Raw genomic sequence first — 12205 nt, forward strand, 5'->3', positions numbered from 1 at the left:
GAGGAAGTAGGAGGCAAGTATTATTGGATAAAGTATTTTTTCCTCGGCCCTAAGGTCATGGGTTTCATTGTTGGGTGGCTTATGTGGGGGCTGATGATACTACGCTACTGCCGTATGGGTGGATGAGTATCTGGCTTAGTGGCTATTCCGTGAATGGGATATACCGGGGTGATGCCTGATTGAACTTAGGCCTTCTGGATAATTGTGGGTAGATAAGGGCTCAGTTATTTACCGTGTGAATCTTTTCGTTATGGCGCACTTTTTTAGCGGTGAGATGTTTTTTTGGTGCTGGCGATTGAGCTTTGTCGATAAAAAAGTGCGTCCTGCCGTAATTTTTATTTCAATAATGAGAAATATCGTCTCAAAAATGGAAAACACAATAATTGGATAGTTAATTGCTAACACTCTGGCATATAAAGCCTTTTTTGAGTGTTTTGTAAACGTTGTCGACATTGTTTTGTGGTTTTCCATAAATTATGAGACGCAGCCAAGCTTTACGGGTTCGCCCCAGCATGGCGCTATCGGCGCTTTTGTGAGCGCTGTTCGAAATAGGTTTTGTTGTTGGCGGTGAGCGTTGTGTTAGTTACCTGGCCACTGAAAGCAGCCACCCAGATTTAATACGTGAGATATAATTTTTATGCAAATAGCAGTGAAAACTTTATGTGGACTTGCCCTTGCGGCCTTGGTTCGTGTTGCAAATGCCGGCCCGTTTGATGGGCCGGAAATTGCGGGTGAATGGAGCCCCTTGTACGACGGCGATATTATTGCCGTACATATGATATTGATGCCTACGGGCAAGGTATTAACTTACGAGGAGGGTGGCCAGGGGGCGCCGGTTGTTGATGAAATTCGCATCTGGGATCCGCTGACACTTGAGTTGACTACGCCAACTTTCCCGCCGTATGACTTGTTTTGCTCGGGGCATTCGGTGTTGCCGGATGGCCGAATCTTTATTCAGGGCGGGCAAGATGGCGGCGATGCCATTGGTGAGGCGCGCGCAACTATCTATGACCCCTTCACTGATACCTGGGACGATACCATCCCTAAAATGAATGCCGGTCGATGGTATTCCACCAACACCATTTTGCCCAATGGCGATGTGTTGGTACTGAATGGTGCCATCGATTCTTATGCGAATAAAAATTTGCTGCCTCAAATATGGGAGCTGCAAAGTAAAACGTGGCGCAACTTGGTGAATGCCGAAGAAGCTGCGCCAATGGGTATCGACTTTTACCCGCGCATGTTTGTTGCGCCCGATGGTCGTGTTTTTAAAGCTGGCCCAGATCGTGATTCTTGGTTCCTGGATACCGCCGGTACAGGCCAGTGGACGCGCGGCCCCGATATGAACTGGAATGGCGGCGGTAATGGCTTCCGGGGTTACAGTTCTACCGTTATGTTTGACGAAGGCCAGATTATGACTGTGGGTGGTGGCGAGCAGCCACCAACTGCAACGGCTGAAGTGATCAACCTGAACGATGCAAACCCACAGTGGCAATATGTTGCACCGATGAATCACGCGCGTCGTCATTTGGTGGCGACTTTGCTGGCAGATGGTACTGTACTGGTTACAGGGGGAACGGCTTCGCCGGGCTTTAACAACGGAGCAGATTCAGTCCGTATCGCCGAAATTTGGGATCCTGCGACCAATGTTTGGAGCGAAATGGCACCGCAAACGAATTCGCGTGTTTACCATTCTACGGCGGTATTACTGCCTGATGGCCGCGTGCAAATTGGTGGTGGTGGTCGTCCATCGGCTGATGGTGGTGTGGATAACCCCAACTTAGAGATTTACTCGCCGCCTTACCTCTTTAATGGCCCGCGCCCCGTTATTATCGATGCCCCTGAAGCGGTGTCTTTTGCGCAAACATTTGATGTTGAAATGAATAACCCCGAAGCGATTACGGCGGTTAACTTCATTCGCTTAGGCGCTACCACTCACGGCTTTAACCAGACACAATCCATCAACAAGCTGGACTTCACGGTCACCGCTAACGGCTTATCGGTAACGGCTCCGCAAGATCCTAATGCTGCGCAGCCTGGTTATTACATGTTGTTTGTTTTGGCGGATGGCGTGCCATCGGTTTCGAAGATGGTTCGATTTGGTGATGCTGAAGCTCCTACAGTACCGACCGCTTTAATCAGTGCTGACGTTACCCCCACCACGGTCACACTATCTTGGAATGCATCGCTCGATAATATCGCTGTTGCGTCTTACGACGTTTATCGCAACGGTACATATGTTGCGAATGTTGAAGGGACTACAGCAACCATTGATGGCTTGCTCAGCGCTACGCCGTACAGCTTTACCGTGTCTGCGCTTGATTTGTTTGGTAACGTTTCTGACCAAAGTGCGCCGCTTGTTGTAATGACAGCGCAACCTGGGCAAAACCCGCCAAACGCTGTTGCCGGTGCCGATCAATTAGCGGCCGTGAATGTTAACTTTACGCTTGATGGCACGGCTTCTAACGATATTGATGGCCAGTTACTCACTTATGAGTGGTCTTTAAACGGTGCCTTGGTTGGCACAACACCGATACTGCTGGAAGCGGTTACAGCGGCAGGCACTTATATTTATACCTTAAGTGTTTCTGATGGCGCTTTAGTGGATACCGACCAAGTAACTATTACTGTTATCGATGCGATTAACATGCTGGATAACGGCGATTTTGAAGCTGGCCTAGATGGCTGGACGACGGCGGCCTACCAAGCGGCAGCGGCGCAGTTTACGGTTGAAAACGGCGAGCTACACGTGGCCATTGATGCCGAGGGCGAGGCCTTTTGGACGATACAATTATTCCAAGCGCTAGAACTTATTGAAGGCGAAACTTACACCCTAGATTTTGATGCCCGTACCGATTTAGGGCCGCGCGACTTTGCGTTAATTGTTGAGCACAACGGTGGCGACTACACCAAGTACATGATTGAAGACGTCACCATTACCGAAACCCAGGGCATGCAGCATTTTACGTATGAGTGGGTGCAAGGTGCGAACGATGACAATGTCAAAATCGGCTTTTATATGGGCGATGCTGGCGTTAATGATGTTTGGTTCGACAATGTCTTTTTACGCAGCGGTGTTGTTGTAAATACCGCACCGCAGGCCAATGCCGGTGAAGACCAGAGCGGTTTTGTTGATGCTTTGTTTACGCTTGATGGTTCGGCATCGCAAGATGCAGACAACGGCCCAGCCGCACTAACGTATTTTTGGAGCCAAACCGCCGGCCCCGTAACCACATTGAATAATGATGCAAGCGCAGCGCCGAGCTTCACACCTTCGCAAGCGGGTAATTATGTTTTCAATTTGGTGGTGAATGATGGCGAGCTAGATTCTACGCTGGACGAAGTATTGGTGGTGGTTGGTGTTGTACCCAACGAGCAGCCAGTAGCGCGTGCCGGCACCGACCGCCTAGCCACCGTTGGCGACACCATTATACTTGATGGTTCTTTGTCGAACGATGTTGATAATGGCCCGGAAGCTTTAACGTATTTGTGGACTTTACAAGGTGGCCCTAGCGCGACTTTAAGTGCAACAGACGTTGCGAGCCCTAGCTTTACCCCAGCGGCTTCCGGTTCGTATGTGTTTGGCTTGGTTGTAAGTGATGGCGAAGTGAACTCTGTTTTGGATACCGTCATCATCACGGTTAACGATGCCAACATCGCACCTATGGCCAATGCCGGTGCTGATAAGGTGGCTTATCTGGGTGATGTCATCGTTTTAGATGGCTCAAACTCAATTGACCCCGATAGCGGCCCTCTAGCGCTTGAATTCACATGGGATCAAGTCAGTGGTCCGATTGTGGATCTTGATATAAGCGTTTCTTCGGCGCCAAGCTTTACAGCGACTGAAGCGACGAGTTATGTGTTTTCTTTATTCGTTTTTGATGGTGATTTGGTATCGCTTGTGGATACCGTAACCGTGGACGTATTACCGATTCCCAACATTGCACCTATCGCGTATGCCGGTAATGCGCAAGCGCAAGACTTAGACAGCATCGTGGTATTGGATGGTGGTGGTTCTTTCGATCCCGATTCTACTTCACCCGCATTAAGCTTTAGCTGGACGCAATTAAGTGGCCCTGTGGTAACCCTGCAAAATGCCAATACGGTTGCGCCAAGCTTTACCGCTGAGCAAGAGGGCGAATACACCTTTGGTTTAGTTGTGAATGATGGCGAGTTAAATTCGACGGACCGCGCCCTAGACGCTAGCCGTTCACTTTTGGTAACGGATAAAGCGATTCTTGCGCAGTTTACAATGCAAGATGTTTTACAAAAAATCTTGGACGACAGCTTTGACCAAAGCCAAACTCCAGCCGACATTATTGTAGATTTAGCGAACCAGCGCCAAAGCTGTGATGACTTTAATGGTTTCCCGCAGCAAGATAATAGCAACACGCCAGACTTCTGTAGTGATGCCGGAACGGCTTTGGATATTTTTGAAGCGAACAACAATATTGAGCTGAGCTATTACCAGCCGATTGCGTTGCTGAACCGATTCGATTTAGCCCCTGCCGATGGTGCTAATTGTGGTGAATACCGCATCGCGTTTGCGGGCAATAATATTTTTGAACCGCGTGTTAACTTCTTCATCTTTGAAGCCAAAATGCCTAACCCTAATCCACAGCTAGGATTAGAAGCTTGTCGTCCGATTGTGGATTACTGGGAAAGGCTAACGCACGAGCGCGATGTTAATGTGCGTGCCGCTGCGCTTTACGCTTTCTACTTTGAGGGTGTTGAAGGTTTTGACCCTGCGATACAGGCCGATCACTTTTTAGGTTCCAATAATGGTTCTGGTTCATTGCGCTTAAATGCCCGCGTTGACCAAACCAGTAACTGGGTCTTTATGCAGTTTCATAATGAAACGGCCGAAAACTGTGCGCCAACGTGTACCTTTAATATGAGGCAAGCACCGCTTGAAAATGTACCGTTCCCCGAGCTAGCCGGTGATGTTGCGGGCTTCCCTGAAGCGCAAGCATTCCAAGGTGCGGTTATTGCATCGCTACAAACGCCGGGTCAGCAGCTGTTAGCCGATACCATTTCATCATTATCGATTGGGCTTCCCGAAAGTGTTTACTTGGGGCGTCAGCATTCCCCGCTCACACCGGCAGAAAGCGTAGCAGATTTCGCATCAGCTAACTTTGTGGCGGCTATTCAAGATCAACTGGATACAGTGGGCTCTTTTTTAACACCTGAAAATGTCTTGAACCGTGTACATACCTTGTCGTGTGGCGGTTGCCATAACCAGCACACCGATACGTTAGGTGCGCCGCTAGTGTTAGAGACCGCTACGCAACTTGTTGAGTTTTTAAGCATTAACGAAGAAGCCGGCCCCGATGGCCAACGCTTTACCGTGAAGCCCGCAATGCTCGATGTATTCTTGCCAGAGCGCGAAGCTATTATTCTGGGTTTTCTGGATCAAAGCCGTGTAACCATTACGGTAGCGCAAGTGCCGAATGTAGCGCCTGTTGCCAATGCCGGAGCAGATCAAACCGTTGTTGTTGATACACAAGTTTCTTTAGATGGTACAGCCTCTAGCGATGCGGATACCGGTCCTGCGGCCTTAACCTTTAGCTGGGTACAAACGGCGGGCACCGTGGTTGTGTTAGCGAATGCCAACACCGCTACGCCAAGCTTTACGCCTGATGCTGTGGGTGTTTACGGTTTTGATCTTGTGGTAAACGATGGTGAAGCGGCATCTGTACTGGATAGCGTCATCATAAATGTTAATGCAGTAGCGAACGTTGCCCCCGTGGCCAATGCGGGTAACAGTCAAGCCGCAACCGTTGGTGATGCGGTTACCTTAAATGGTGCTGCCTCTAGCGATGCTGACGCTGGCCCGAATGCCTTAAGTTTTAGCTGGGTGCAAACCACTGGTCCTACTGTGGTATTGGCGAATGCCACCACCGTGAGTGCTAGTTTCACACCGGCAAGTGCCGCAAGTTATACCTTCGAGCTTACTGTTAGTGATGGCGAAGCTGTAGCATCGGATAGCGTTGATGTTGTTGTGGAAGCCTTGCCGAATGTTGCCCCTGTGGCCAACGCGGGTAATGGCCAAACTGTAACCGCTGGCGATACCGTAACTTTAAATGGCGCTGCCTCTAGCGATGCCGATGCTGGCCCGAATGCCTTAAGCTTTAGCTGGGTACAAACCGCTGGCCCTGCTGTTGTGTTGGCGAATGCCACAAGTGTGAGTGCTAGCTTCACGCCGGCAAGTGCTGCGAGCTATACCTTTGCGCTTACCGTAAATGATGGCGAAGCCGCATCGGTGGATAGCGTAGCTATCGTAGTAGAAGCGGCGGCGAATATTGCGCCAGTCGCGAATGCCGGCAACAGCCAAACGGTAACCGTTGGCGACGTCGCCACCTTAAACGGCAGTGCCTCTAACGATGCCGATGCAGGCCCGAACGCCTTAAGCTTTAGCTGGGCGCAAACCGCCGGCCCAACTGTGGTATTGGCAAATGCCACTACCGTGAGTGCCAGTTTCACGCCAGCCAGCGAAGCAAGTTACACCTTCGAGCTAACCGTAAACGATGGCGAAGCGACTTCTGCCGACAGCGTGACAGTATTGGCCGAGCTTAATACCGTGCTCGACACCGATAATGATGGCGTGCCAGATGACCGTGACAACTGTGTAACCGTGGGCGTAGATGTTGACGTTAACGGCTGTGCCTTAATTAACGGTGTGTTTGTTGAGGCCGAAGATTACGAAGGCTTTAACGATACAACGGCGGGCAACGAAGGCAACGCTTACCGTAACGACAATGTAGATGTAGAAGCTGCCGCAGATGTAGGCGCAGGCTTTAACGTGGGCTGGATTGCCGCTGGCGAATGGCTAGAGTACACCGTGAACTTCTCGCAAGGGCGTTATGCCTTAAGTACGCGCGTTGCCTCGGCGATGGCTACAGGTGCTTACAGCGTGTTGATTGATGGCCAGGTTGTTCTGACGGATACCGTTGGCAATACCGGTGGCTGGCAGGGTTGGGTTACCTCGAATGCCGGTGAATTCGATGTTACGGACGGCGAGCATGTGTTACGCATTAACATTACTGGCGGTAACTTTAATATCAATTGGTTTGAGTTTATAGCTGTCGATTTGGTTGTGGATAACGACCGCGATGGTGTGACCGATGATCTTGATCAATGCTTGAATAGCGCGGTGAATGCTGCTGTTGATGAAACCGGTTGTGTGCCTATCAGCGATAGCGATAACGACGGCGTTAGCGATGAGCTAGATCAGTGTGAAAACACTCCTGCGAATACGCTAGTCGATAACAACGGTTGTGCATTGCCGGATACCGATGGTGATGGCGTTATCGATATATTGGACCTTTGCCCAAATAGCGCGCCTGGTGAAACAGTCGATGCTAATGGTTGTTTAGTGGTTAGCGATGGCGATAACGACGGTATAGCCGACGTGAACGATGCTTGTCCGCAGACGCCAACTGGCGATACCGTTGATGCAACGGGCTGTAGCGTTGTAGCGCAACAGCGTGTTGAGGCCGAAGACTATGTTAATTATATGGACACCTCGGCGGGTAACTCGGGTAATGCTTACCGCGCTGATAATGTCGATATTGAAGCGGCAGCGGATGCTGGCGGTGGTTTCAACATAGGCTGGACGGCTGCAGGCGAATGGCTAGAATATAACGTGACATTATCGGCAGGGACTTATGCCCTAGCGACCCGTGTGGCTTCTATGCCGGGTGGCGGCGCCTATACTGTTGTTATTGATGGCGAGTTGATTGCAAGCGACAACGTCGGTGCAACCGGTGGCTGGCAAGGTTGGGAAACCCATAACCTGGGTGAATTTACCGTTGCGGCCGGCGAGCACGTTGTACGTATTAACATGAGCCAAGGTGCCTTTAACCTGAACTGGTTGGAATTTACTCTTGTAGAGTAAGGGGCGAAGGCAAGCATTAAGAGCGTTTGTTTCTTCGCTCCTAATGCTTGCCTTGCCATAGATGCTTAATCAGTAGCCCAAAGCCATCGACGTGTAGAGCGTGTGATGCTTTGGGCTTTCTTGTTTTTGGGCTATTTTGCTGGACACAGTGTTTGATTTACGACAAGTGCGTGTGAATGCCCGCATCCTTTATACTTAGCTCGTAACTATTTAGCCATGCAGAAATAGGCCGGCAAACTGATCATCTTCTGGGCCGCTCAAGCCATCCATGGCCGCTATGCAAGCGTTCCTGACGCTTGAATGCCCAGAAAACAATCAGTTCACCTTTTGAGTGGGCATGATTTCGAGCCCACCTGAATAGTTACCTTAGCTCTTTCTTTGGTTATGAAATATAACGGCTACACTGGATTCTATGAAAACTCTATTTTTATGTTTTTTGATCGCGGCGCTAAGCGCCTGTCAAAAGCCTGGCGATACGCCCAAAAGCTCTACCCTTGCGGTAGACCGGTACGTGAGTAGCAACGCATGCTTCACGATCGAAACCAATATTAAAAATAAAATGAAGGTGAACGCCTACTTCCCTTTTTATTTTGCCATTGTAAATTCGTGTGTACCTTTAGATGAAATTACCCGTGTTGATTTTTATGCCGATATGCCCGCACATGGCCACGGTATGAGCTCTACACCGGAGTTTACGCCCACCGAAATTCCCGGCGAGTACACCGTTAAAGGCAGCGTTTTTCAAATGCCGGGCGAGTGGGTTGCAACGATTGAAATACAGTACGGTAAAAAACTAGAAATTATTCCAATGGCACTGTCATTGTGAAAATAAGTTTAGCGTTGCTACTGTGGCTTGGCACTACTTCGGTTGTTTATGCTGAAGCGCCTGTTCCTGTCGAAAAGCCTATCGAAGCGTCTTCCGAAATTCTAACCGAAAGCGAGTTGAGCATTGTTCGCACTTTTGTAGCCCCTACATTACCGTTTACCGACACAACCAACCAATACGCGAACAACCGTGCAGCCAAAAAACTAGGCCAGCAATTATTTTTTGAACCGCGGTTATCGTCTAACGGTAAGGTGTCTTGCGCGACCTGCCATGATTTTTCACAATCACTGGCCGACGGTAAGGCTTTGGCGGTAGGCTTGAGTACGGGTGGGCGCAATACCCCAACATTAATTAATGCGGGTATGCAGCGCTGGTTCTTTCATGATGGTCGAGCCGATAGTTTATGGTTGCAAGCGCTAGGGCCTATAGAATCGAAATTAGAAATGGGGGGTAATTGGCAGAAAATACACCGTGTTTTTGTTAAAGATTCCACCCTGTTAACCGCTTACAATCAGGTGTTTTCTGCAACGCCATTATTGCCCAATGTACCGTACTTTAAAATCGATAAAAATCGTTTCAAAGTGAATGTTGGAAAAGCGCTAGCCGCGTATGAAATGGATTTAGTGCAGTTTAATTCACGCTTTGATGATTTCGTGACTGCCGTTGTTAACGGTAATGATCATCGCAATGAGTTAACGCTAAGCGAGCAGCGCGGGTTAAAAGTTTTTATGGGTAAGGGGCGATGCGTGCAGTGCCATTCGGGGGCCAATTTTTCGGATGGCGAGTTCCATAATATTCGCTTGATGGCGGCGGTTAATAACCCACAAGATAGTGGCCGTTATGGGGCGATTAATGGCCTTAAAGAAAACCCTTTGAATACACTAGGGGTTTATAGCGATGATTCAACCGCCGTTAAGACCCTCTACATTCGGCAGTACGAAGCGCAATGGGCTGCCTTTAAAACCCCCACGCTGCGCAACATCGCTTTAACCGCACCGTATATGCACGATGGCAGTATGGCCACTCTACGGGATGTTATTGAGCATTATTCCCGCTTTGAACGTGCAGCCCCCGATCATCATAAAAACCCATTACTAACGCCGCTAAACTTTACCGAACAAGAAATGAGTGACCTTGAGGCTTTTTTGAAAAGCTTGTCTGGCACAGTGCTTAACCCAAGCTATTAACTGAAGAAAAATAGTCATACCCCTATGAAAAATATTTTACGTTTAGCATCGACCGGATTAATGGCCATTACGTTACTGGTAAACCAGAGTGCAGTGGCTTGCCCAATTGTTGGCGCGGCAGACTTAGCCAATATGACGTTTCCTGAAACGCAGTACCCGTTTATAGAATCGGGTGCGCAGGCGAATCAATTCAGCTATATCGAACCGATGGGGGTGGCTATTAGTGACAGTGCAAAAATTTATATATTGGACTCTCAAGATAGCAAGGTTCGGATATCTAACCTAGAAGGAAAAGAGCTAAAGTACTTTGGCAAAATCGGTAAAGAAGCCGGAATGTTTGTTGCACCTAAAGGTTTGGCAATAGACGCGCAAGAAGATATTTACATTGCGGATTCAGGTAATCATCGCATTCAACGTTTTGATAAAAATGGCCGGTTTATTGCGCAGTGGGGCAGTTACGGTTATGCCAACAATCAATTAATTAACCCTACGGGCATTGCTGTTGATGCGCAGTTTGTATATGTGGCCGATACCGGTAAAAATCGTATTGTTGTGTTTAATAAGAACGGAAATTTTGTGCGCGCTTTTGGCGAGTACGGTGCTGGCGATACACAGTTTAACCAGCCTGTTGGCTTAGCAACGGATGGCTTTGGCAATCTTTATGTCGCCGACTCCCAAAACGATAAAATCAAAAAGTTCTCCCGTGATGGCAAGTTTTACAACGCTTGGGGCGCCCGGGGTTCGTTACCAGGACAGTTGAGTACGCCCTTCGGTTTAGCCTATTCGCAAGGGCTTTTGTATGTCGCCGAATTGGGTAATCACCGCATTCAAGCGTTTCGTGCAGGGGGTAAGTTTGAAACGGTATTTGGCGACTTGCCCAGTACAATGAACCCCTTAGATATACGCTTGCATTACCCCGCATCTTTAGCGGTATCGCCTAACGGAAAATACAAGGTAGCTTGCCAGCCCTTACTGGTGCGATGCCAATCGTATGCCTTAGATGCGACACTGCACGCCTCCACAATGGAAGATTCCGCCCGTTGGGAGCAAGGTGTTACACGTTTCCAATACGGTAGCGCGATGGCTGTTGATGGCGATATTTTAGCGGTGCTATATCCCGAGGAGCACACCGTATTGTTATTGGATGCCAGCAGCCATAAACCGCGATTAGTCGAAGTGATTGGAGGGTATGGCAGCGTTGCAGGAAAATTTAAAAACCCAAGCGGTATTGCCGTCGATCGCGCTAAAAACTTACTGTATGTGAGTGATGCGCATAATCACCGTGTACAAATATTCAGTTTGAAACGCGACAAAAATAATAAAATATTATCCGCTGTTTTCAAATTGGCATACGGCAAGTTTGGGCATGGCATGGGTGAATTTAATGAACCGAGCACTCTTGTAAAGCGTTCAAGTGGTGATGTTTTGGTGATGGACACGCTTAATCATCGAGTACAAACGATAGACGCAAATTTTGATATTACACCGCAAGCTACCTTAGTGAGTGGTACCTTGAATATCTTTTCGTCGGTATTGAATTTTACAGCGAAGGCAAAAGCCGATGAATTCTATTGGTTAGACACTTATCGGCCCAAAGTGGTTGTGACCGATAGCGATAGTGCGGTTAAGCGCACCTTAGGCGAACGTACCGTAGAAGGGCGTAAAGGGTTACCGCAGGTTGATCGCTTAGTCTTCCCTAGTGGTATTGCATTGGATGAAAAAGCCAACATTTACATTGCTGACTCCGTAGCGCAAAAAATTAAAAAATTCGATGCTGACGGAAACCTGCTTAAGCAATGGGGCGATTGGGGCGGCAAACTCAACGAGTTTTATAAGCCCAAAAGCGTCGCAATCGATACGGCTAAGCAACGACTTTTTGTGATTGATTACGGCAATAACCGCGGCCAGATTTTTGATTATGAAGGCGTGCTACTGGGTGCGTTTGGCATTGGCCATGGAATGAATATCGCACCAGAGCTTTTCCTCAGTAATGTCGCAACCCAAGAAAAGCCTGCGCCATAATTATTCGATTACGTTTTTCTGTTGTTTATTAGGCTGGGTGCTACTCAGCTTCAATACCCAAAGCGTGTCATCTCAACAGGTTTAGGGACGAGGCAATAATAGTTTGTCCAATTAGGCGAAGAGGGCCTGCATGGAAGCAGGTTATTAGAATAACGCATCGGGGCAAGGAGGCCCCTTATTAGACATTGCAGGAGCAAGATGTCGTGGAGCAGTTATCGGATCGGCTTTCTTATCGAGGCGCTTAAAGGGGCGCATGCCTTGGCATGTAACGCT

The 12205-nt window shown here is 48.7% G+C and carries 4 protein-coding genes; all 4 read left to right on the top strand.

Features of this window, described 5'->3' with window-relative positions; translation table 11 throughout:
- Window positions 1-649 precede the first annotated feature (649 nt).
- Window positions 650-7897: a PKD domain-containing protein gene (locus AC3A8L_RS14680; RefSeq protein WP_487963019.1), complete on the top strand. Its 7248-nt coding sequence runs from the start codon at window positions 650-652 to the stop codon at window positions 7895-7897.
- A 412-nt stretch (window positions 7898-8309) separates the two neighbouring features.
- Window positions 8310-8723, top strand: coding sequence for a FixH family protein (locus AC3A8L_RS14685; RefSeq protein ID WP_487963020.1), 414 nt, complete (start codon window positions 8310-8312; stop codon window positions 8721-8723).
- Complete coding sequence (locus AC3A8L_RS14690) at window positions 8720-9910, top strand: cytochrome-c peroxidase (RefSeq protein WP_487963021.1); 1191 nt, start codon at window positions 8720-8722, stop codon at window positions 9908-9910. The genes AC3A8L_RS14685 and AC3A8L_RS14690 overlap by 4 nt, the downstream gene beginning before the upstream one ends.
- Window positions 9911-9934: 24 nt before the next feature.
- Window positions 9935-11932, top strand: coding sequence for an NHL repeat-containing protein (locus AC3A8L_RS14695; RefSeq protein ID WP_487963022.1), 1998 nt, complete (start codon window positions 9935-9937; stop codon window positions 11930-11932).
- Window positions 11933-12205: the final 273 nt, after the last annotated feature.

It is taken from the genome of Marinagarivorans sp. (assembly GCF_982758155.1).

Bases quoted from the DNA above. Each gene is read 5' to 3' on its own strand.
- AC3A8L_RS14685 (WP_487963020.1), top strand. From the start codon at position 8,310: ATGAAAACTCTATTTTTATGTTTTTTGATCGCGGCGCTAAGCGCCTGT.
- AC3A8L_RS14695 (WP_487963022.1), top strand. From the start codon at position 9,935: ATGAAAAATATTTTACGTTTAGCATCGACCGGATTAATGGCCATTACG.